The sequence below is a fragment of the Fertoeibacter niger genome, assembly GCF_009380135.2.
In the GTDB taxonomy this organism is placed as follows: Bacteria; Pseudomonadota; Alphaproteobacteria; order Rhodobacterales; family Rhodobacteraceae; genus Fertoeibacter; species Fertoeibacter niger.
In genome coordinates, this window is the sequence record NZ_WHUT02000005.1 from 199445 (window position 1) to 222475 (window position 23031).

The window sequence follows — 23031 nt, forward strand, 5'->3', positions numbered from 1 at the left end:
TCCTGAATGAAACCGGCGTTTTCCCGCCGAGGGCTGCGTGCTGCTTGCGTTGTGGAAAAACATCCCGCAATCTCGCCAAGGTTGCGTAGCCATTTGCCGTCGGTCATGTGGCGCGCCGTATGGGGTGGTGCGACAGAAACGTTCCGCGGACCGGGTGCTAGCTAGGATTGTGGAACACCGCGATGGGTCACGAAGACGTTCTCATCACCGCGCAAAGCCTTGTGGTCGAGATCCTCAACCGGCTGTTGCGCGCGCCGAGCCACAAGGCAGATGCGGCCATCGCGCATGCGCTGGCGCGGCTGGGCGCCTTTGCCGATGCCGACCGGGTGCATGTGTTCCATGTGCAGCCTGACGGCACGCTGGTGATACGCCATGAATGGGTGGCGCCGGATGTGGCGCCGCTGCAACCGGTGCTGGCGCCGTTGCCCGCCACGCATTTCACGCATTGGATGCCTGATTTCAACGCCGACCGCCCGGTGCATTACCCTGATGTGGCCAGCCTGCCCGCCAGCCTGCGTGACAGGGAACCTCTGCTGGAACAGGGGGTGCTGGCCATGCTGGCGGTGCCCATGATGGCCGAGGGGCGGTTTTTGGGTTTCGTCGGTTTTGACGTGACGCGCGCGCCACGGGTGTTTCCCGACCACCACATCCGCCTGTTGAAATCAGCGGCCGATGTCATCGCCACGGTGATCCTGCGCGCGGAATCCGAGGCGCTGATTGCCGCGACGCAGGCCGAACTGCGCGCCACCAGCGAAAGGCTGGATGCCACGCTGAAGGCGATGCCCGATCTGGTGCTGGAGATCGACGCCGATGGCCGCTACACCGGATATCACGCCAGCACGCCGGAAAACTGGCCTCAGGCCACCGCAGCCCTGCTGGGCCAGCGGTTCGAAGACGTGATGCCGGGCGAATTTGCTGCCGACCGCCGCCGGATCATGGCCGAGGTGGACGCGGCGGGGCGGTCCGAGGGCAACGAGATTCTGATGCCCTACTGCGAGGGGTCGCGCTGGATCGAGATCAACGCTTCACGCCGCGCCGCACTGGGGGATGACCCGCGCCCCGGCTATGTGTTCGTGCTGCGCGACATCAGCGCGCGCAAGGCGGCGCAGGCGGCCCGCGCGGCGCGCGAGGCCGAGCTTGAGGCCAGCAATGCGCGGCTGGAGCAGGCATTGGCCGAACAACACCGGGCAGAGGGCCGCCTGACCGCGATTGCCGAGATCAGCGACCTGTGGTTCTGGGAGCAGGACGCCGATCTGCGGTTCACCTATGTGTCGGCTTCGCGCGCGCCTCTGGTGCCCGCCGCCGACCAGATCGGCCAACGGCGCGAGGAGCTGGCGGCGGCACGCGGCATTCCGACCGACGCGCCCGGCTGGGCAGAACTGCGCGCCAAGCAGGCCGCCCGCGAGCCGTTCGAGAATCTGGTTCAGGCGCTGAACCGGCCGGGCGAGCCTGCGGTCTGGGTCAGCCTGAGCGGCAGCCCGGTGTTCGATGCGCAGGGTGACTTTGCCGGCTATCGCGGCATCGGGTCTGTCGTCACCGATCTGGTGCAGCGCGAGGTCACAGCGCGGGCAACGGCCCATCGGTTCGAGGCGACGCTGAACGCGCTGCCTGATCTGTTGGTCGAATTCGACGCCGAGGGCCGTTACACCGGCTATTACGCCCGCAGCGCGCTGGATGGCGGGGCCGACCCGGCGAACTACCTGGGCCGCCTTCTGGATGAGGTCTTGCCGGCCGAAGAGATCGCCGCCTACCGCGCCGCGATGCGCGACGTGGATGCCGGGCTGCGCCCCCAGCCGCGCCGCCTGAGCCGGGGCGAAGGCGATGCAACCTCTTGGTGGGAGATTTCGGCTGCGCCCAACGCAGGTGCGGGCGAGCAGCCCGGCTATCTGTTCCTGATCCGCGACGTAACGGCCGACCAGCGGCAGAAGGAACGCGTGCTGCTGCTGGGCAAGATCGTGGAACTGATGACCAATCTGGTCGCGGTGGTGGACAATCATCAGCGTGTGGTCTGGGTGAACCCGGCGTTCGAGACGCATACTGGGCACCGGCTTGATGACATACGCGGTAAATTGCTGGCCGGGCTTACCCGCAACGACGATACCGACCTTGCCACCATGGCGCGGCTGGGCGCGGCCATCGAACGCGGCGAGCCCTGCCGGGCCGAAATCCTGAACGCCGACAAATACGGCATGCCCTATTGGGTTGACCTGAACATCCACCCGCTGCGTGACGAGGCGGGCGAGGTGATGGGCTATGTGTCGGTTGAAACCGTCATCACGGACCAAAAGCGCGATCAGGTGGCGCGCGAACGGCTGGCCCGCGCCGCCGACGCCGCCCGCGCCCGGCTGACCAATGCGCTGGAGGCGCTGCCGGATGGCGTGGTGATCTATGATGATGCCGACCGGCTGGTCACTGCCAATTCCGTATTCCGCGCCAGCCGCCCGCAACTGGCCGATGTGCTGGTCGAAGGCGCGCGGCTGGAGGATTTGCTGCGCCTGGGGCTGGAACGCGGGGTCTACCCCGATGCCGTGGGGCAGGAAAAGGCCTGGCTGGCCGACCGGCTGGAACGCTATCGCCGCCCGCGCAACATCGACGAGGTGCTGCTGCCCGATGGCCGCTGGGTGCGCAGGCTGGACATGCGCACATCCGATGGCGGGCGCATCAGCGTCGAGATCGACACGACGGCCCGGCGCAACCAACTGGTCGCACTGGATGCCGCCAACGCCGAACTGACCCGGGCGCTGGACCAACGCCATACCGCAGAACAGCGCCTGGGCAGCATCATGGAAGGCGCCGAGGTCGGCACATGGGAATGGGACGTGGCCTCGGGCCTCTTCACCATCAATGGCCGCTGGAGCGAGATGCTGGGCTATACCCGCGAAGAGCTGGAACCGATGAGCATGGCCGCGCTGCTGGACATGCTGCACCCCGATGACTATCCGGTGGTTCTGGGGCTGCGTGCCAAGGCATTTTCCACCGAACCGAATGTGATTTCGGCAGAGTTCCGTCTGCGCCACAAGAATGGCAATTGGGTTTGGGTGCTGTCACGCGGCAGGGTGACACGTTGGTCTGGAACCGGCCGCACCGAAATCGTCGCGGGCGTGCATCTGGACATCAATGACCGCAAAGATCTGGAGCATCAGATCATCACGGCGCGCAATTTCCTGAACAACGTGATGGAGAACAGCATTTCCGCCATCGCCGTGATCGACAGGCAGGGCGAGCTGATTTTTGCCAACCCCGAGGCCGAGGACATACTTGGCCTGACGCGATCGGAAATCCTGGGGCTGCGGTTCGATGCACCCAGCTGGCATCTGGCCGATCTTGACGGCAATCCGCTGCCCGACAAGGACATCCCCTTCCGTCAGGCGGTGGACAAGGGTGGGCCGGTACGCAACGTCCGCCATGCGATCCAGTGGCCCGACGGCCAGCGCCGCGTCCTTTCGGTGAACGCAGTGCCCTATGGCATGGACGGCCCCGACGGGCAGGTGATCTGCTCGTTTTCCGACATCACCGAACAGCTGGAAATCCAGAACCGGCTGGAACAGGCACTGGCCAGGGCCGAAGAGGCCAGCCATTCAAAATCGCTTTTTCTGGCCAATATGAGCCACGAAATCCGCACACCACTCAATGGGGTGCTGGGCATGGCCGAACTTCTGGATGCGACGCTTTCCGAGCCGCGCCAGAAACTCATGATCCGCACCATCCGCAACTCGGGCGAGGTTCTCTTGAGCATTCTCAACAACATACTCGACATGTCCAAGATCGAGTCCGGCAAGTTCGACCTTGAAAAGGTGCCCTTCAACCCCGCCGAACTGGCCCGGCAGGTCGAGGCTGTCTATGCCCTGAAGGCCGAGGAAAAGGGGTTGGAATTCGAGGTGCTGACCAGTCTTGGCTGCGAAATGGGCCGGCTGGGCGACCCGCACCGCATCTTGCAGATCCTGCACAACCTGCTCAGCAATGCGGTGAAATTCACCGACAAGGGCGGCGTCACGCTGAAGCTGACCTGTCGGTCAGGCAAGCCCCTGACAATCGAGGTGACGGATACCGGCATCGGCATGACGCCCGAACAGACCGCGCGTGTGTTCGAGGAATTCGAACAGGCCGACGGATCTGTCACCCGCCGGTTTGGCGGCACGGGTCTGGGCATGTCGATCGTGCGGCAACTGGTCAAGCTGATGGGCGGCGAGATAAGCCTTGAATCGGTGCCCGACCGGGGCACTGTGGCGCGCGTGTCGTTGCCCCTGCCCGATGCCGAACTGCCGTTGGCCGTCGAGGCGGCGCTTCCCGTGATGAATGCCGAGGTGCGGTTTGACGGGTGCCGCCTGCTGATTGCCGATGACAGCGCGACCAACCGGCTGGTGTTGCAGGAAATGCTGGCCGATACGGGCGCAAGGATCACCACGGTCGAGGATGGCCAGCAGGCGCTGGAGGCCTGGCGCAGCGGGGCGTTCGACCTGCTGCTGCTTGATATCTCGATGCCGGTGATGGACGGGTTGACCGCACTGAAAAACATCCGCGCCGAGGAAAGCCAGAGTGGCCGCCCCCCCGTGCCCGCCATCGCCGTGACCGCAAACGCCATGGCGCATCAGGTGGCCGACTACATCATCGGCGGATTTGATTCACATCTGAGCAAGCCTTTCCGGCGGCAGGAACTGCTGCATGCCATCGTCACACTGACGCAATAGCGACATTCGGCGCACGGCGCGGGGCGATGTCTGGAAAAAGACTCAGTCTTGCCCGGTTGATGCAGCAATTTCTCGCTAAAAGTTTTGGAACCCGTTGCAGAAAACGGTAAACTACTGTCGGGGCAGATTGCCTGCGCTCCGCCGTGCGGGGGACGTGTTTGTGTGTAACGAGGGTCGCTGGACAGCGGACGACAGGGCAGATGCGGCCCGCGCTGCCCGGCCCGTGAGGGAGTCAGAATGAAATTCGATACCGATCTGCGCGAATCCGGGGTGACTCGCAAAGTGAAACTGCTGTTGGCAGAAGACGATGAGATCAATCAGGAAATCGTCCGCAGCCTGATTGCGATGCGGGGCGATGCCGATCTTGTCGTTGTGGGCGACGGCCGCGCCGCGCTGGAACAGGCGATGGTGCAGAAATTCGACCTGATGATTTTCGACCGGCAGATGCCGCATCTGACGGGCGACCGGGTGATCCGTTACCTGCGCGCGGCCCAGACGGTGAATTCTGGCACACCCATGATATTGTTCACCGCGTCGGTGGAACACAGCACGGTTGGCGACGGGCTGCATGGTCTGGCCGACATGATATTGCCCAAACCGATCCGCGCCGACGAGTTCTTTGCAGCACTTGACCGGCTGGTATTCAGCCTCTGACACACGCCGGCCCCGGGGCGCCAAACGCCCCCCAATCCCCGGCTTTCGGACAAATTCTTGCCACTTTTTCGCGGTCTATCTAGCCCATAAGTTGAAACTGCGCCCCTCACAAAAACACTCAAACGCGAATCAGAGGTCGAGATGGCATCCTTCAGAATATTGGCGGTCGATGATGACCCCATCTTCTTGCTTCTGCTGGAGCACGTGCTGCGCCGCATCGGCTATACCGACCTGCGCTGTGTGTCATCGGGCGACGAGGCATTGAAGATCATCCGCAGTGGTGAACAGGTGTTTGACTGTTTCCTGCTGGATATTGAAATGCCGGGCATGGACGGAATCGAGTTGTGCCGCCGCATCCGGGCGGTGCCCAGCCACCGCCGCACACCCATCGTGATGATTACCGCGATGAATTCTCAGCATTTCATCGAGGCGGCCTTTGCCTCGGGTGCCACCGACTACATCACCAAGCCCATTGACGACATCGAACTGAAAGCCCGCATCGGCATGGTGGCGCGGCTGGTTGACGAACGCCGCCGCGGCAATGCGCTGGAGGACCAGTTGCATGCGCAATCCGGCCTGCCATTGGCGCAGATCAGCTTTGACGACCCGATTCCTGTGGCCGATGTCGGCGGCGTGGTGGAATATCTGGGCTTGGAAAACTATGTGCTGACGCTGGGGCGGCTGAAACTGTTCGGCCATGCCGCGATTGCATTCAAGATCGTGAACGCATCAGAAATCTTTCTGGCCGCCGATGCGGTGTCTTACCTTGATACGCTGGCCAATGTGGCATCGGTCATTGTGGGCACGCTGAAGACGCAGCAATTCATGATGGCCTATGCCGGGCGGGGTGAGTTTGTCTGCATGACCGCCCGCGCGTCGGTGGTGGACCCGGACGATCTGAAACTGGAAATTGCCGTGCGTCTGGGCGAATACCGCAAGCTGTATGAAGAGTTGGGCGTGCCACTGCCTGTCGTGCGGGTGGGCGAGCCGCAGGCGCCCGGGTTCTTTACCCGCGTCACGCCGCTGGCCTTGCTGGACCGTGCCCGCGCCTCGGTGCGCGACGTGGTCGCGCGGCGTGAACTGATGACCGCACTTGAGCATTGATGCGATGAAAACCGGCCTGCCCCAAAACGCGCCCGCCCCCGGGGCCAACCCCGCCTATCTGGCGGCGCTGGAGCCGGTGCGCCGCCGGTTCATCGAAACCACCGAAGCCCGCATTCTGGAGATCGAAGCTTTGCGGCTGGATGTCGAGGCCGGGCGCGACGCCGAGGCTGCGGCCCGCCAGATCGCCCGCATCGCCCACAAGATTTCGGGCGTGGCGGCAACGCTGGGCTTCGCGCAGGTGGGTGCCCTTGCGGCCCAGGTCGAACGCCTGCTGGATGCGGGACATTCCGGCGGCACGGCAAAGGATCGCTGGGCGCGCGCCAAGCCGCAGGTGGAAAGCCTGCTGGACGCGCTGGAAGCCGTGCTGGACGCCTGAAGAAACCGCCACAGCGCCCAATTATCCCGTTCCGCCGGACGGCCTGCATTGGATTTCCATCGGAACCCCACTAAACTGTCGTCAACGCTGTGGAATATCCGGGCCAATCGCAAGGTGACACGCGGCGGAAATTGCGGTGCGCCGCCATCGGCCGATGGAACGCCACCCTGGGGTTGAGCGTGGAGCGCATCTGATGGCCACCTGTTTTCAACTGGCCCCCCCGGATGATGCGTCTTTCGTGGCGATCATTGTGCTGCTTGGGGTGGCCATGGTCACGCTTTGGGTGCGGCGGCAGAACCACTTCTTTGGCAAGGACCACTTTCTGCTGGCCCATGCCGCCATGATCATGTGGCTGGGTGCAGCACTGCTGGAACTCATGTCGCTGTCGGGCGATTGCAAGGTGTTCTGGGCCAAGATGGCCTGGCCGGGCATCGTGCTGACACCGACGGCCTGGGCGCTCTTCCTGCTGGACTATTCCTATGGCCGCGCCCCGCAGCCAAGCCGCTGGAAAACCGCGCTTCTGATCGGCGGGCCGCTGATAGTGGCGGTCATGGTGTTCACGAATCCCTGGCACCAGGCGTTCTATGGGCCCGGCACGCGGCTGGTCGCCACCGGGTTGCGCATGTCGGTGGTCTATGAACATGGGCCGCTGTTCTATGTGGCCGCCGCCTATGTCTATCTGTTCCTGATGGCGGGAATCGTGATTTCGGCCATTGGCGCGATCCGGGCACACCGGCGCTACCGCATGTTCTTTCTGGGCCTTCTGGCCATCACCACGGTGCCGATGCTGGGCAATCTGGCCTACATCGCCTTTGGCGTCACCATTTTCGGGTTTGATCCCACGCCATTCCTGTTTTCGTTCATCCTGTTCATGTTCACCTGGATGATCTTCAACAACCGGCTGATGGACATCAGCGCCATCGCCAAGGATCTGCTGTTTTACAACACCACCGATGCGATCCTGATCTTTGACGCGACAGGCCGGGTGGCCGGCGCCAACCCCGAGGCGAAACAGCTGTTCAGGGCAACCCTGCCCACCCTGGGCGGCGACATACGGCGGGTCGAACATGTGGGCGCGGTCGCCGCCGAGGTGCTGAACTGGCAGGGCAATGTGGCGGCGCAAACGCTGGCCATCGGTGCGCGGCATTTCGACCTGCGCATCACGCCCATCGAAAAGCCGCTGGACCGCAACCATGCGATCATGGGGTGGGTGCTCTCGCTGATCGACGTGACCGAGCGGCGCTTTCTGGCCGGCGCGCTGCTGGCCGAACGGGATTACCTGTCAAAGCTTATGGATACCTCGATGTCTGGCATCTTTGCGCTGGATGCCAACGGCCTTTTCGTTTTCGCCAATTCCGAGGCCGAGCGGATTCTGGGCATCACCCTGTCCCAGGTGCAGGGCCTGCGTTTCGACGATCCCCGCTGGCAGATCGCCCCGGTGGGCGACGACACGCAAGAGCATATCGACGCCACACTGAAAGTGTTCCTGACCAATGACGAACCGGCGCGGGACTGGCGGTTTTCGTTTCTCCGTGCCGATGGGGTGCGGCGCATCCTGTCGATCAACACCGCGCCGATCACCCTGCCCGACAGCCCGGCACGGCTGGTCTGCGCGATAGCCGACATCACCGAACAGGAACGCGCGGCGGCAGCCCTGCGGCTGGCGGTTGAACGCGCCCAGGCGGCCAGTCGGGCGAAATCGCAGTTTCTGGCCAATATGAGCCACGAGATCCGCACGCCCTTGAACGGCGTGCTGGGCATGGCCGAGGTGCTGGACCGCGTGGTGCAGGATGCCGAACACAAGCGCATGGTGACAACGATCCGCCGCTCGGGCGAATTGCTGCTGGCGATCCTGAACGATGTGCTGGATATGTCAAAGATCGAGGCGGGCAAGCTGGATCTGGAACAAGTGCCTTTCCGCCCCGACACGATGGCCGCCCGGATCGAGGAGCTGCATGCCCAGCGGGCCGAGGAAAAGAACATCGTGCTGGAAGTGTTTACCAGTGGCGCGCCCGAGGTGCCGCGTCTGGGTGATCCGCACCGCGTGATGCAGATCCTGCAAAATCTGGTCAGCAATGCCATCAAGTTCACCAATACGGGCGAGGTGACGGTCAAATTCATCTGCCCGCGTGGCCGCCCGCTGGTGATCGAGGTGAAGGATACCGGCATCGGCATGACCCCCGATCAGGCCGCCCGGGTGTTCGAGGAATTTGAACAGGCCGACGGATCTGTCACCCGGCGCTTTGGCGGCACAGGGCTGGGCATGTCGATCGTGCGCAAGCTGACGCAGATGATGGGCGGCGAGGTGGTGCTGGATACGGTGCTTGGGCAGGGCACGACAGTGCGCGTGACCCTGCCGCTGCCCGAGGCGGGAACGGCCTGAGGTGGCCCAGTGGCGGCGCACAGGAATTGGGCATTTGCCCCCTGTCGTGCTGTTGCCGTGCCATGGGCTGCGAATGGCGGTAGCATGGGGCAAGGATTTGTGAAACCGTGGACCCAAGCCGCAGTTTGAGACGAAAAAACACATGTCGATCAAGGCCAGCATCCACCACCTGACGCATTACCGCTATGACCGCCCGGTTGTTCTGGGGCCGCAGATCATCCGCCTGCGCCCGGCGCCGCATTCACGCACCCGCGTGATTTCGCATTCGCTGAAGGTCAGCCCCGGCGGCCATTTCGTGAACCACCAGCAGGATCCCTATGGCAACTGGCTGGCGCGCTTCGTGTTTCCCGAGCCGGTGATGGAATTCAAGATCGAGGTCGATCTTGTGGCCGACATGACGGTGTATAACCCGTTCGATTTCTTTGTAGAGGATTCGGCGGAATTCTGGCCGTTCGAATACCCCGAAGACATCAAGCCCGATCTGGTGATCTATTCGCAGCCCGAACCCATTGGCCCGCTGCTGCAAAAATTCATCGACAGCATCCCGCGCGGCCGCACCCGCACGGTCGATTTCATCGTGGGCCTGAACGCGCGCATCGCCAATGAAATCGGCTATGTCATCCGCATGGAGCCGGGGGTCTGGACGCCCGAGGAAACGCTGGGCAATGCCAAGGGGTCGTGCCGTGATTCAAGCTGGCTGCTGGTGCAGACCCTGCGGCATCTGGGCTTTGCCGCGCGGTTTGTGTCGGGCTATCTGATCCAGTTGAAACCCGACCTCAAGGCGCTGGACGGCCCTTCGGGCACCGAGGTGGATTTCACCGATCTGCATGCCTGGACCGAGGTATATCTGCCCGGCGCGGGCTGGATCGGGTTCGATGCCACATCGGGGCTGTTGACCGGCGAAAGCCACATCCCGCTGGCCGCCACCCCGCATTACCGCAATGCAGCACCCATTTCCGGCCTCGCCAGCTTTGCCGAGGTGGATTTCGGGTTCGACATGAAGGTCAGCCGCGTTGCCGAACATCCGCGCATCACAAAACCCTTTGCGGATGATGCCTGGCAGGAGCTGAACGCGCTGGGGCACAAGGTTGATGCCGCGCTGAAGGCGGGCGACGTGCGTCTGACCATGGGCGGCGAGCCGACCTTTGTTTCCATCGACGATTTCGAGGCGGCGGAATGGAACACCGCCGCTGTCGGCCCCACCAAACGCATTCTGGCCGACCAGTTGATCCGCCGGTTGCGCGACCGTTTCGCGCCGGGGGGGTTCCTGCACTATGGGCAGGGCAAGTGGTATCCGGGCGAGACCCTGCCGCGCTGGACCTTCAGCCTTTACTGGCGCAATGACGGCCAGCCGGTCTGGAACGATGCGGCGCTGGTGGCCGAAGAGGGCGCGCAGACCGGCGTTGGCCCCTTGCAGGCGCAGGAACTGCTGCGCGAGATCGCGGCGGAGCTGGAGGTGGAGGATGATTGCATCCTGCCCGCCTATGAAGACCCCGCCGAATGGCTGGTGCGCGAGGCGAACCTGCCGGTCAACGTCACCCCCGCGAATTCCGAGTTGAAAGACCCTGAGGCGCGGCATCGGCTGGCCACGGTGTTCAACCGGGGGCTGACCGTGCCTTCGGGGTTCGTGCTGCCGGTGCAAAGCCAGCAGGCGCGGGCCTCGGGACGCCGCTGGCGCACCGAACGCTGGCGTCTGCGGCGCGGCCACATGTTCCTGGTGCCGGGCGACAGCCCGGTGGGCTACCGGCTGCCGCTGGATTCGCTGCCCTGGCTGTCAGCGGCGCAATACCCCTATATCAACCCGGTCGATCCTACGGTGGAGCGTGGCCCCCTGCCGGTCTTTGCGGCGCCTGAGGGCGGCGAGCGGCGCTCGCAGCCCATGGCCAGCTTCGTGGCCACGCCCTCCAGCGCGCAGGTCAGCCAGGGCAGCCCGGTGGCCGAGGTGGATGGCTTCATCCGCACCGCCCTTTCGGTCGAACCGCGCGACGGGCGGCTTTGCGTGTTCATGCCGCCGGTGGTGTCGATCGAGGATTATCTTGATCTGCTGAACGCCGCCGAGGCTGCGGCCAAACGCCTTGGCCTGCCCGTGCATATCGAGGGTTACGCGCCGCCGCATGACCCGCGGCTGAACGTGATCCGCGTGGCCCCCGACCCGGGCGTGATCGAGGTGAACATCCACCCCGCGCATTCGTGGGATGACTGTGTGGCCATCACCAATGCCGTCTATGAAGAGGCCCGCCAGACCCGTCTGGGCGCAGACAAGTTCATGATCGACGGCAAGCATTGCGGCACCGGCGGCGGCAACCATGTGGTTGTGGGCGGCTCCACCCCCAATGACAGCCCCTTCCTGCGTCGCCCCGACCTGCTGAAAAGCCTGATCCTGCACTGGAACCGGCACCCGGCGATGTCCTATCTGTTCTCGGGGCTGTTCATCGGCCCCACCAGCCAGGCCCCCCGCATCGACGAGGCGCGCCACGACAGCCTTTATGAGCTGGAAATCGCACTGAACCAGATCCCCGCGCCCGGGCAGGGGCCGGCCCCGATGCCATGGCTGACCGACCGGCTGTTGCGCAACATCCTGACCGATGTGACCGGCAACACCCACCGGGCGGAAATCTGCATCGACAAGATGTTTTCCCCCGATGGCCCCACAGGCCGCCTGGGTCTGGTGGAATTCCGCGGGTTCGAGATGCCGCCGGACCCGCGCATGAGCCTTGCCCAGCAGCTCTTGATCCGCGCGCTGATCGCCCGCATGTGGGCCAACCCGCTGCAAGGCGATCTGACCCGCTGGGGCACCGTGCTGCATGACCGTTTCATGCTGCCGCATTTCGTGTGGGAGGATTTTACCGATGTGCTGGCCGACCTTGGCCGCCACGGCTTTCCCTTGCGCGCCGAATGGTTCGAGGCGCAGGCCGAGTTCCGCTTCCCGTTCTGCGGCGAGGTGGAATATGAAGGCGTGCATCTGGAAATCCGGCAGGCGCTGGAGCCTTGGCATGTGCTGGGTGAAACCGGGGCCATCGGCGGCACGGTGCGCTACACCGACAGTTCCACCGAACGCTTGCAGGTGAAACTGACCGCGACGGATTCTGCCCGCTATACCGTGGTCAGCAACCGCCGCCGCGTGCCGCTGACGGCCACGGGCACCAGCGGCGTGGCCGTGGCGGGGGTGCGCTACAAGGCGTGGCAGCCTGCTGCCGCCCTGCATCCGGTGGTGCCGGTGAATGCGCCGCTGACATTCGACATCTATGACACCTGGTCGGGGCGCAGTCTGGGGGGCTGTGTCTACCATGTCGCCCATCCCGGCGGGCGCAGCTATGACACGTTCCCGGTGAACAACAACGAGGCCGAGGCGCGGCGCCTGGCGCGCTTTGCCCCGCATGGCCACAGCCCCGGGGCCTTCTGGCTGCCGCAGGACCAGCCGCACCGCGAATTTCCGCTGACACTCGATCTGCGCCGCCCGGCAGGTCTGTGACGCATGGAAAAGAAAGCCCCCGGCCCCGATGCCCTGCCGCCGGTTCTGGCGGGCTATCAACCCTTGCCGGGGATTTCCGATGAACTGCTGGATCCGCAGGGCCAGATACGCCCGGTCTGGCGCGGTTTCGTGCGGCATTTCGCCGGGCTGACGCCGGAAGACATCGGCAGGCGTTTCGCGCGGGGCGACCAGTATCTGCGCGATGCGGGGGTGTTTTTCCGCCAGTATGGCGTGGGCGGCGGGTCAACCGAACGGGCCTGGCCGCTCAGCCATATTCCCGTGCTGATCGAAGAGGCGGAGTGGGACAAGATCGCGCAGGGCCTGATGCAGCGCGCTGACCTCTTGGAACAGGTGATGGCCGATCTTTACGGCCCCAACCGGCTGGTGGCCGACGGGCATCTGCCCGCAGCACTGGTGGCGGGCAACCCCGAATGGCTGCGCCCGATGGTGGGGGTGGAACCGCGCGGCGGGCATTACCTGCATTTTCTGGCGTTCGAGATTGGGCGCGGCCCGGATGGCACATGGTGGGTGCTGGGCGACCGGGCGCAGGCCCCCTCGGGTGCCGGGTTCGCGCTGGAAAACCGCGTGGCGGTGGGGCGGGTGTTTTCCGACCTTTACGCCGACGCGCATGTGCACCGGCTGGCCGGGTTTTTCCGGCTGTTCCGCGATGCGTTGCAGGGGCTGCGCGCCGACAGTGACAGTCGCGTGGGCATCCTGACCCCCGGCCCGCTGAATGAAACCTATTTCGAACATGCCTATATCGCGCGCTATCTGGGGTTCATGCTGCTTCAGGGCGAGGATCTGACGGTGGCCGACGGGCAGCTGATGGTGCGCACTGTGGCGGGCCTCAAACCCATTTCGGTGCTGTGGCGCAGGCTTGACGGGGCCTACGCCGACCCGCTGGAACTGGAGGCGCAATCGCGCCTTGGCACCCCGGGCATGGTATCGGCACTGCGCAAGGGTTCGGCCACGATGGTGAACGCCATCGGTTCGGGCGTGCTGGAAACCCGGGCGCTGCTGGCCTTCATGCCGCGCATCGCGCGTGCGCTGCGGGATGAGCCGCTGATCCTGCCCAATATCGCAACCTGGTGGTGCGGCCAGGCCAAGGAGCGTGCCCATGTGCAGGCCAACCCCGAACGCATGGTCATCAGCCCCGCCCTTTCCACCCGCCAGCCGTTTGATGACGATGCGGCGGCGGTGCAGGGCAACCGGGTAAAACCGGATGAGCTGGCCCGCTGGCTGGCCAAGGATGGTGCCAATCTGGTGGGGCAAGAGGCTGTTACCCTGTCCACCACGCCCGCCTATGTCGATGGCGCGCTGACCCCCCGCCCGATGAGCCTGCGTGTTTTCGTGGCCCGCACGCCCTCGGGCTGGCAGGTGATGCCCGGCGGCTTTGCCCGCATCGGCAGCACCCCCGACCCCAAGGCCATTGCCATGCAGCGCGGCGGCACGGCGGCGGATGTGTGGATCGTCAGCCCAAAGCCGGTGGAAACCGCCAGCATGCTGCCGGCCGAAGGGCCCTATGTGCGCACGCAGCTTTCAGTGCTGCCATCACGCGCGGCGGACAACCTGTATTGGCTGGGCCGCTATGTGGAACGCACCGAAGGCATCATGCGGCTGGCGCGGTCGCATCACATCAGGCTGGTCGAAACCGGCGATGCCACAGCCCCCCTGCTGACCGCCATAGCGCCGCTGTTCAAGGGGCAGGGCATCGACCCCGCCGAAGGTATCCCCAAGGGGCTGATCGCCACGCTGGGCTCGGCCATCGGCAGCGCGGCACAGGTGCGCGACCGCTTTTCGCCTGATGGCTGGTCGGCGCTGACCGATCTGGACAAGACCGCCCGGCGCATGGCCGAAACCGTCACGGCAGGCGATGACGCCGCCCGCGCCATTTCGGCCCTGCTGCGCAAGCTGACCGGTTTTTCGGGGCTGGTGCATGAAAACATGTATCGTTTCACCGGCTGGCGGTTTCTGGAACTGGGCCGCTATATCGAACGGGCTGCGGGGATGGCCGGCGTGCTGGCCACACTGGCCGACGCCGAGGCGCCCGATGGCGCGCTGGATCTGGCGGTCGAGGTGGGCGATTCTGTGATGTCGCACCGCCGCCGCTTTGCCGTATCGTCCACGCGGGAAACGGTGATCGACCTGCTGGCGCTGGATGGCAGCAACCCGCGCGCGGTGATGTTCCAGCTGGATGGCATCCGCGCGCAGGTGGCTTTGCTGCCGGGGGCGACGCAGGCGGGGCAATTGTCTGATCTGTCGCGGGCCGTTTTGCGTGCCCATACCGCGCTGGCCACCGAGCGCCCCGAAACGCTGGACAGTGCCGCGATCTGGGAATTGCGCAGCACCGTCTGGGGCCTGTCTGACCTTCTGACCGAAACGTATCTGCGCTGATGCTGTATCACATCCGCCTGTCCATCACTTACGACTATGACAGCCCGGCGATGGGCGGGCGGCATCTGCTGCGCCTGTTGCCGCTGGACATTCCGGGCGAACAAGAGGTGACGGCCCCGCTGCTGGCCATCAGCCCGCGCCCCACGGAACGCGGCAGTTTCACCGATTTCTTCGGCAACCCGACCGAGGAAATGGCCTTGATGAGCGACCACAGCAAGATTGTCTTTACCGCTACGGCACGGGTGAACCGCAGCTTTGCCGGGCCGGGTGATGATGTATCGGGCCCGCTGGCCACCCTGCCCGCGGCGCTTGCCGCATGGCGGGAACTTGACGGCACGTCGCCGCATCATTTCCTGCATGCCTCACCGCGCATCCACCCCGCCGCCCCGATGACCGACTATGCCCGCGCCGCCATCAAAGGGGCGCGCAGCGTGCGTGGCGCGGTCGAGGCTTTGGGCATGGCGCTGCACCGCGACATGACATTCGATTCCCGCACCACCACGGTCGATACCCCGCCGGACGAGGCGTTCGAGCGCCGCACCGGCGTGTGCCAGGATTTCGCGCAGGTGATGATCGCGGCGCTGCGCGGCATCGGCATCCCGGCGGGCTATGTATCAGGCTTTCTGCGCACAGTGCCGCCACCCGGCAAGCCCCGGCTGGAGGGTGCGGATGCGATGCATGCCTGGGTGCGCGCCTGGTGTGGCCCCGAGGCGGGATGGGTGGAGTTTGACCCCACCAACGCCTGCCTTGTCGGGGCCGATCACATCGTTGTCGCCTATGGCCGCGATTACGGCGATGTGGCCCCGGTGGCCGGGGTGCTGCGCATTTCCGGCAAGCAGAAAAGCAAACAGGCGGTGGATGTGATCGCGCTGTAGAACCGCCCGCAGCCCGCGATTGCATTTCCCGCCCCTGCGGCTTATCTCGGGGCAACCTGACGCGACCGAAAGGCCAGCCGCCGATGAACTGGATCTCGAACTACGTCCGCCCCAAGATCAACTCGCTGTTCTCGCGCCGCGAGGTGCCCGAGAACCTGTGGACCAAATGCCCCGAATGCGGGACCATGCTGTTTCACCGCGAACTGGCCGACAATCTGAACGTCTGCACAAGTTGCGATCATCACATGGCAATCACTCCGCGCGAACGGTTCACCGCGCTGTTCGACGGTGGCGTGTTCGTCGAGGTGAAGGTGCCCGAACCGCTGACCGACCCGCTGCAATTCCGCGATCAGAAGAAATACCCCGAGCGGCTGAAGGCGGCACAGAAAGCGTCGGGCGAAAAGGATGCCATGCTGGTGGCCGAGGGCGACATGGGCCGCACGCCCATCGTGGCAGTGGCGCAGGATTTCAGCTTCATGGCGGGTTCCATGGGCATGTATGTGGGCAATGCGATCATCGCGGCGGCGCAGCGGGCGATTGCGCTGAAACGCCCGATGGTGCTGTTTGCCGCCGCCGGTGGCGCGCGCATGCAGGAAGGCATCCTCAGCCTGATGCAGATGCCGCGCACCACGGTGGCCGTGCAGATGCTGCGCGAGGCGGGGCTGCCCTATGTCGTGGTGCTGACGCATCCGACGACGGGCGGCGTGACCGCCAGCTACGCCATGCTGGGCGATGTGCAGATTGCCGAACCCAATGCGCTGATCTGCTTTGCCGGGCCGCGCGTCATCGAACAGACGATCCGCGAAAAGCTGCCCGAAGGGTTCCAGCGCGCCGAATACCTGCTGGACCACGGCATGCTGGACCGCGTGACCCATCGCAAGGCGATGAAGGATGAACTGGTCACGATCCTGCGCATGCTGACGGGCCAGCCCCCGGCGATCAAGGGCGATCTGCCCCCGCCAGACCCCTCGCCCGAGGTGGCTCCGCAGCCTTCCGAACCCGCCAAGGCCCCCCAGGCGTGAGCGCGCCCTCCGACATCATCCTGCAACGGATGATGGCGCTGCACCCCAAGGTCATCGACCTGACCCTGGACCGTGTGCACCGCCTGCTGGCCGCACTTGGCCACCCCGAACGCAGTTTGCCCCCGGTGATCCATATCGCCGGGACCAATGGCAAGGGTTCGACCCAGGCGATGATCCGTGCGGGGCTGGAGGCGGCAGGGCAAAGCGTTCATGCCTATACCTCGCCGCATCTGGCGCGGTTTCACGAACGCATCCGGCTGGCGGGGGAACTGATTTCCGAACCCGCGCTGGCGGCGCTGCTGGATGAATGCGTGCAGGCCAACGGGCCGGATTCCATCACCTTTTTTGAAATCACCACCTGCGCGGCCTTGCTGGCCTTTGCCCGCAATCCGGCAGATGCCGTGCTGCTGGAGGTGGGTCTAGGCGGGCGGCTGGATGCCACCAATGTGGTGGATCGCCCGGCGCTGACCATCATCACCCCGGTCAGCATCGACCATCAGCAGTATCTGGGTGACACCCTGCCCGAGATCGCGGGCGAAAAGGCCGGGATACTCAAGCGCGGCGTGCCCTGTGTGGTCGGGCCCCAAAGCCCCGAGGGGCTGGCGGTGATCGAGGCGCGGGCGGCACGGCTGGGTGCAGCGCTGCTGGCGCATGGCCAACACTGGCATGCCTTTGCCGAGCGTGGCCGGATGGTGTTTCAGGACGAAAACGGCCTCTTGGACCTGCCCTTGCCCAACCTGCCGGGGCCGCATCAGATCGACAATGCCGGGGCCGCCGTCGCCGCCCTGCGCCATCTGGGGCACGGGGCGGCGGCGTGCGAGGCGGCGGTCAGCCGCGCTTTCTGGCCCGCCCGCATGCAGCGCCTGCGCCACGGCCCGCTGGTGGATGTTGCGCCAATGGTGGAGCTGTGGCTGGACGGTGGCCACAACCCCGCCGGGGGGCAGGCGGTGGCGGCAACGCTGGCCGCGATGCCCGCGCGGGACACGCATCTGATCTGCGGCATGCTGAACACCAAGGACATTGGCGGCTATCTGCGCCCGCTGGCCCCGCATGTGACCCGCCTCCATGCGGTGTCGATCCCCGGCGAGGGGGCTACCCTGCCCGCCGAGGCCACCCGCGACGCGGCGCTGGCGGCGGGCATGGCGGCAGAGGTGGCACCGTCGGTCGGCGCGGCGCTGGCGGCGATTGCCGCTGACGCGCCGCAGGCCCGCGTGCTGATCTGCGGATCACTCTATCTGGCCGGGGCCGTGCTGCGCGAGAACGGCTGATCGGGTAAAAATCTTGGAAGCTCTCTCGCCCGCCCGATGTTGCGCCGGTCGAACCGCGCCGGGGGTTTCACACCTCCGGACCCCCGTGGGATATTTTCAGACAGAAAATGAAGGGCTACCGGCAGTTCACGCCAAGTGCGGCCTGAAGGCGGCGACCACCTGTTCATAGACCGCGCGCTTGAAGGGCACGATGCTGGCGACCATTTCATCGGCGCCGATCCAGCGCCATTCTGAAAACTCGGGGTGTTCGGTGGCGATGGCAATCTGGTCATCGCGGCCAAGGTAGCGGAACAGGAACCACTTCTGTTTCTGGCCGCGGTATTTGCCGCCCCAGACCTTGCCCAGCAATTCCGGTGGCAGGTCATATGTCACCCAGCCGTCGGTCTTGGCGACGAATTCCACCAGATCGGCGGTGACGCCGGTTTCTTCCCACAATTCGCGCAGGGCGGCGGCGCGGGGTTTTTCGCCGTCATCAATGCCGCCCTGTGGCATCTGCCAGGCGGGTGTGGGGTTGTCCAGCCGCTGACCGGCAAAGATCAGGCCCTGCGGGTTGATCAGCACGACGCCGACACAGGGGCGGTAAGGCAGGCTGCTGGGGTCAATCGCATCGGGCATGGGGATGGTCCGCTGAAACAAAGGGGCGCGCCGCGGGTGGCGCGCCCTGTGATCTGTGCGGCGCGGCCGGTCAGGGCTGCGCGGCAGTCTCGGCGGCCAAAGGATCGGCAGCGGGGGCGATGGCCGACAGGCCCTTCAGGATATCCACCGCATAGGCCAGTTGGTAATCCTCATCCCGCAGCTTGGCGGCCTCTTCGGCGCGGGCGCGTTCCTCTTCCAGCAACTGCCGCTCATCCTCGGACATCGAGTCATTGGAAAGGGTGCCGCGCAGATCGGCCTCGGACCGGCCTGCGTTGGCGGCGGCCTCTGCCTCGGCCTCTTCGGTGGTCAGTGCGGGTTTCGGCGGCGGCTGGTTCACGATGATGTCGGGGGCCACGCCAAGCGCCTGGATCGACCGTCCCGAGGGCGTGTAATAGCGTGCCGTGGTCAGCCGCATGGCCCCGTCACCGCGCAGCGGGATCACGGTCTGCACCGAACCTTTGCCAAAGCTTTTTGTGCCCACAACAATGGCGCGGCGGTGATCCTGCAAGGCGCCCGCCACAATCTCGGACGCCGAGGCAGAGCCGCCGTTGATCAGAACCACCAGCGGCTTGCCATCGGTCAGATCGCCAGCCGTCGCGTTGAACCGCTCGCCATCGCTGGCTTCGCGCCCACGGGTCGAGACGATCTCACCCTTGTCGAGGAAACCGTCGGACACCTTGATCGCCTGAGTCAGCAGCCCGCCCGGGTTATTGCGCAGGTCGAGGACAAAGCCGTTCACCTTGTCCATCCCGCCCAGTTCCTCGACCGAGGTCCTGATGCCCTCTTCCAGCCCCGGATAGGTCTGGTCATTGAAAGTGGTCAGGCGGACCACAACCGTATCACCCACCACGCGGCTGCGCGCCGCCGTCAGCTTGATCGTGTCGCGGATGATCGACACGTCAAAGGGTTCTGCCGTGCCTTCACGCACCACGGTGATGATGATCTCTGACCCCACCGGCCCGCGCATCAGTTCGACCGCCGCATCCAGCGTCAGGCCCAGCACGGATTCGCTGTTCACATGGGTGATGAAATCGCCGGCCTGAATGCCCGCCGCTGCCGCCGGCGTATCGTCGATGGGAGAGACGACTTTGACGAAACCCTCTTCCTGCGTCACCTCGATGCCCAGACCGCCGAACTCGCCGCGGGTCTGCACCTGCATGTCGTCGAAATCCTTGGGCGCAAGATAGCTGGAATGCGGGTCAAGGCTGGTCAGCATGCCGTTGATCGCCGCCTCGATCAGCTTGTCTGTTTCCACCTCTTCGACATATTGGCCGCGAATGCGTTCGAAGATATCGCCGAACAGGTCAAGCTGTTCATAGACCGAGGCGTTTCTTTCCGCCTCCTGCGCGATCAGGGGGCCTGCGACCTGCGTTGTCAGCAAAGCGCCCGCCACAGTGCCGCCCACGGCGGCCATCACGAATTTCCTCATCACCCGTCCTATTCCCCGATTGCTGCGAACCATTCCGCCGGATCGACCGGCGCGGCCCCTTGCCTGAGTTCCATATAAAGCGTTTCCGACTCACGCGCGCCACCGCCATCTTGCGCCGATCCCAGAAACTCGGTCACACCCGGCTCTCCCCCGCCCATCAGGCCAAGGGGGGCGCCTGCGGCAATGACCTCGCCCACATCACCATAGACCGTCTCAAGCCCGGCCAGTATCAGCAGATAGCCCCCGCCGGGCTCAAGGATCATCACATTTCCGTAGTCAAGCAGCGGGCCACGGTAACGTATGGTCGAGGCCCAGGGCGCCGTGACCAGCGAACGGGGCCGCGCGCCCAGCACCACGCCGGGGCGGCGCACCCCGGCGGCATCGGATTCGTTCGCGCGGCGCAGCACGGTGCCCAGAACCGGCAGCGGCAACGTGCCGCGCGCGGCGCTGAAATCACGGATCGTGCCGGTTTCGCTGTCGTCCAGCGTCAGGCCCCCGGCAAACGCCTCCAGCGTGTCGGCGCTTTCCAGGAGGCCGCGCAGCACGTCGGGGTCTTCGGTGAAACGCTTGGGCAGGGTCGTGCGGTCGGATATGGCCTGGCTCAGCGCGGTGCGGGCGGCTTGTGCCACCTGCAACCCGTTGGTCAGCGTGTCTGCCGCCCCCGCCTGCAAGGCACGCAGGTCGCGCATTTCCTGCAATTCGCGGCGCAGTGTTTCCGCCTCGGCCTGCAGGGCGGGGGTCACTTCGGTCAGGATCATGCCCGAACGCGCGGTGCCCAGGGGGCCCGAGGGGTGCAGCAGCAGCAGCGGCCCGGGGTCAGCCTCCATCCGGCTGAGAACGCCGACAATCTGGGCCACGCGTTCGCGCTTTGCCTCGAATTGCAGGGCCAGCGCCGCCTCGCGGATGCTTGCCTGCCGCAAGCCTTCGCGCAGGGCGGCCAGACCCTGTTCATAGGCGCCGATGGTGCGGGTCAGCGCCGCCACGCGGTCACGCGCGCCGGTGGCCTCATCCAGCGCGGCGACGGCGGTTTGCAGGTCGGCGGCGGCGGCTGTGGCCTGTTCGGCGGCTGTGAGCGCAGGCCCGTCTTGTGCCGCCACCGCGCCGGGGGCCAGAAGCAGCGCAAGGGCCAAGGCCGGGGCTGACAGCGCGCGCATCATGCGATGATCAGGCTTTCGCCGGTCATCTCGGGCGGCTGCGGCAGGCCCATCAACGCCAGCAGCGTGGGGGCCAGATCGGCCAGCCGCCCGTGGCGCAACTGCGCGCCCGCAGGCCCGCCGGTCAGGATCACGGGCACGGGGTTGGTGGTATGCGCGGTATGCGGCCCGCCCGTCACCGGATCGACCATCATTTCGCAATTGCCATGGTCGGCGGTCACGATCATCGCGCCGCCTGCACGTTCCAGCGCCGCCAGCGCGCGGCCAAGACCCGCATCCACCGCCTCGCAGGCCGCAATCGCCGCCGCCAGATCGCCGGTATGGCCCACCATGTCGGGGTTGGCATAGTTCACCACGATCAGATCATAGCCGTGGTCGATGGCCTGCACGAAATGGTCTGTCACCTCGGGGGCCGACATTTCGGGTTGCAGGTCATAGGTGGCGACCTTCGGCGATTTGGCCATGTAGCGGTCTTCGCCGGTTTCCACCACTTCCTTGCCGCCGTTCAGAAAGAAGGTGACATGGGGGTATTTCTCGGTCTCGGCCAGCCGGAACTGGCTGCGGCCATGGCTGGCCACCCATTCGCCCAGCGTGTTGGTCAGCACCTGTTTGGGGTAGGCGGTGGTCATATAGGCATCATGCGCCTTTGAGTAATCCACCATGCCAAGGAAAGCCGCCCATGCGGGCCGCGGGCCGGTGTCATAGGCGCTGAACCTCGGGTCGGCCAGCGCCGACAGGATCTCGCGCGCGCGGTCGGCGCGGAAGTTCAGGCAGAAGAAACCGTCGCCATCGCTTGCGCCTGCATAACCTCCGATCACGGTGGGCGAGATGAATTCATCGGTTTCGCCCCGGATCGCGGCCGCTGATACCGCGCCTGCGGCATCGGTGGCGGCCTCGCCCTGCGCGTGCAGGATTGCCGCCGTGGCGCGGCCCACGCGCTCCCACCGATTGTCGCGATCCATCGCCCAATAGCGGCCGATCACCGTGCCGATGCGCGCGCTGGAAGGCAGGCCAACCAGAAGTTGCGCCAAATAGGTCAATGCAGATGACGGCGCCACGTCGCGCCCGTCAGTTATGGCATGAATGACCACCGGAACACCCGCCCCGGCCACGGCGCTGGCCGCCGCCATCAGGTGCTGGATGTGGCCATGCACCCCGCCATCCGACACCACGCCCATCAGATGCGCCGTGCCGCCCGAGGCCTGCAAGGCCGCGACAAAGCCCCGCAAGGCTGCATTCGCAGCAAATTCGCCCGTTTCGATTGCCAGATCAATCGCGCCCAGATCCATCGCCACCACACGGCCCGCGCCGATATTGGTGTGCCCCACCTCGGAATTGCCCATCTGGCCGCTGGGCAAACCCACATCAGGGCCGTGGGTGATCAGCGTGGCATGCGGGCAGGTGGCCATCAGCCGGTCAAAATGCGGCGTGGCGGCCAGCAGCGGCGCATTGGCCGTTGGATCATCGCTCAGCCCCCAGCCGTCGAGAATGCACAGGACAACAGGTTTGGGTGCGCGCATGAAGGGGCCTTTCGCTGTGTTTCACGGGTTTTACGCCTGCAACGGCCACAGGGCAA

At 65.3% G+C, this 23031-nt stretch carries 14 protein-coding genes; 10 read left to right on the forward strand and 4 right to left on the reverse strand.

Features of this window, described 5'->3' with window-relative positions:
• Positions 1-182 precede the first annotated feature (182 nt).
• The 10 genes from GEU84_RS10545 to GEU84_RS10590 all read left to right on the forward strand — a co-directional run bounded on the left by GEU84_RS10545 (position 183) and on the right by GEU84_RS10590 (position 18236).
• A complete protein-coding gene (locus GEU84_RS10545) occupies positions 183-4688 on the forward strand; it encodes a PAS domain-containing protein (RefSeq protein ID WP_152826201.1) in 4506 nt (1501 codons plus the stop codon).
• A 237-nt stretch (positions 4689-4925) separates the two neighbouring features.
• The gene (locus tag GEU84_RS10550; protein WP_152826203.1) at positions 4926-5342 is read left to right on the forward strand and encodes a response regulator; all 417 of its coding nucleotides are present in this window, start codon (positions 4926-4928) and stop codon (positions 5340-5342) included.
• Between the two features lie 141 nt (positions 5343-5483).
• Positions 5484-6446 carry a response regulator gene (locus GEU84_RS10555; RefSeq protein WP_152826205.1) on the forward strand — a complete coding sequence of 321 codons (963 nt, stop codon included), beginning with the start codon at positions 5484-5486 and terminating at the stop codon, positions 6444-6446.
• Between the two features lie 4 nt (positions 6447-6450).
• Positions 6451-6822 carry an Hpt domain-containing protein gene (locus GEU84_RS10560; protein WP_152826207.1) on the forward strand — a complete coding sequence of 124 codons (372 nt, stop codon included), beginning with the start codon at positions 6451-6453 and terminating at the stop codon, positions 6820-6822.
• A gap of 193 nt (positions 6823-7015) precedes the next feature.
• Positions 7016-9205: a sensor histidine kinase gene (locus GEU84_RS10565; protein ID WP_174539765.1), complete on the forward strand. Its 2190-nt coding sequence runs from the start codon at positions 7016-7018 to the stop codon at positions 9203-9205.
• A gap of 142 nt (positions 9206-9347) precedes the next feature.
• Complete coding sequence (locus tag GEU84_RS10570) at positions 9348-12677, forward strand: transglutaminase family protein (protein WP_152826211.1); 3330 nt, start codon at positions 9348-9350, stop codon at positions 12675-12677.
• A gap of 3 nt (positions 12678-12680) precedes the next feature.
• Entirely contained in the window at positions 12681-15071 is a 2391-nt protein-coding gene (locus GEU84_RS10575) for a circularly permuted type 2 ATP-grasp protein (RefSeq protein ID WP_152826213.1), read from the forward strand.
• On the forward strand, positions 15071-15946 hold the full coding sequence (locus GEU84_RS10580; RefSeq protein WP_152826215.1) for a transglutaminase family protein: 876 nt from the start codon (positions 15071-15073) through the stop codon (positions 15944-15946). Before GEU84_RS10575 ends, GEU84_RS10580 begins: the two co-directional genes overlap by 1 nt.
• A gap of 83 nt (positions 15947-16029) precedes the next feature.
• Complete coding sequence (accD, locus tag GEU84_RS10585; RefSeq protein ID WP_152826216.1) at positions 16030-16968, forward strand: acetyl-CoA carboxylase, carboxyltransferase subunit beta; 939 nt, start codon at positions 16030-16032, stop codon at positions 16966-16968.
• Positions 16965-18236, forward strand: coding sequence for a glutamate ligase domain-containing protein (locus GEU84_RS10590; protein WP_174539766.1), 1272 nt, complete (start codon positions 16965-16967; stop codon positions 18234-18236). The genes accD and GEU84_RS10590 overlap by 4 nt, the downstream gene beginning before the upstream one ends.
• 126 nt (positions 18237-18362) lie before the next feature.
• Here the strand turns inward: GEU84_RS10590 and GEU84_RS10595 are convergent, their stop codons facing one another.
• The 4 genes from GEU84_RS10595 to gpmI all read right to left on the reverse strand — a co-directional run bounded on the left by GEU84_RS10595 (position 18363) and on the right by gpmI (position 22975).
• A complete protein-coding gene (locus GEU84_RS10595; protein WP_152826218.1) occupies positions 18363-18851 on the reverse strand; it encodes an RNA pyrophosphohydrolase in 489 nt (162 codons plus the stop codon).
• Between the two features lie 70 nt (positions 18852-18921).
• The gene (locus GEU84_RS10600; RefSeq protein WP_152826220.1) at positions 18922-20301 is read right to left on the reverse strand and encodes a S41 family peptidase; all 1380 of its coding nucleotides are present in this window, start codon (positions 20299-20301) and stop codon (positions 18922-18924) included.
• A gap of 8 nt (positions 20302-20309) precedes the next feature.
• Positions 20310-21458 (reverse strand): murein hydrolase activator EnvC family protein, encoded by a 1149-nt coding sequence (locus GEU84_RS10605; RefSeq protein ID WP_152826222.1) that lies wholly within the window; start codon positions 21456-21458, stop codon positions 20310-20312.
• Positions 21455-22975, reverse strand: coding sequence for a 2,3-bisphosphoglycerate-independent phosphoglycerate mutase (gene gpmI, locus GEU84_RS10610; RefSeq protein WP_152826224.1), 1521 nt, complete (start codon positions 22973-22975; stop codon positions 21455-21457). The genes GEU84_RS10605 and gpmI overlap by 4 nt, the downstream gene beginning before the upstream one ends.
• Between the last annotated feature and the right edge of the window lie 56 nt (positions 22976-23031).

Coding starts and splice junctions, on each gene's coding strand:
- accD (WP_152826216.1), top strand. CDS start 16,030: ATGAACTGGATCTCGAACTACGTCCGCCCCAAGATCAACTCGCTGTTC.
- GEU84_RS10595 (WP_152826218.1), bottom strand. CDS start 18,851: ATGCCCGATGCGATTGACCCCAGCAGCCTGCCTTACCGCCCCTGTGTC.
- GEU84_RS10545 (WP_152826201.1), top strand. CDS start 183: ATGGGTCACGAAGACGTTCTCATCACCGCGCAAAGCCTTGTGGTCGAG.
- GEU84_RS10550 (WP_152826203.1), top strand. CDS start 4,926: ATGAAATTCGATACCGATCTGCGCGAATCCGGGGTGACTCGCAAAGTG.
- GEU84_RS10570 (WP_152826211.1), top strand. CDS start 9,348: ATGTCGATCAAGGCCAGCATCCACCACCTGACGCATTACCGCTATGAC.
- GEU84_RS10575 (WP_152826213.1), top strand. CDS start 12,681: ATGGAAAAGAAAGCCCCCGGCCCCGATGCCCTGCCGCCGGTTCTGGCG.
- GEU84_RS10605 (WP_152826222.1), bottom strand. CDS start 21,458: ATGATGCGCGCGCTGTCAGCCCCGGCCTTGGCCCTTGCGCTGCTTCTG.
- GEU84_RS10555 (WP_152826205.1), top strand. CDS start 5,484: ATGGCATCCTTCAGAATATTGGCGGTCGATGATGACCCCATCTTCTTG.
- GEU84_RS10565 (WP_174539765.1), top strand. CDS start 7,016: ATGGCCACCTGTTTTCAACTGGCCCCCCCGGATGATGCGTCTTTCGTG.
- GEU84_RS10560 (WP_152826207.1), top strand. CDS start 6,451: ATGAAAACCGGCCTGCCCCAAAACGCGCCCGCCCCCGGGGCCAACCCC.
- gpmI (WP_152826224.1), bottom strand. CDS start 22,975: ATGCGCGCACCCAAACCTGTTGTCCTGTGCATTCTCGACGGCTGGGGG.
- GEU84_RS10580 (WP_152826215.1), top strand. CDS start 15,071: ATGCTGTATCACATCCGCCTGTCCATCACTTACGACTATGACAGCCCG.
- GEU84_RS10600 (WP_152826220.1), bottom strand. CDS start 20,301: ATGAGGAAATTCGTGATGGCCGCCGTGGGCGGCACTGTGGCGGGCGCT.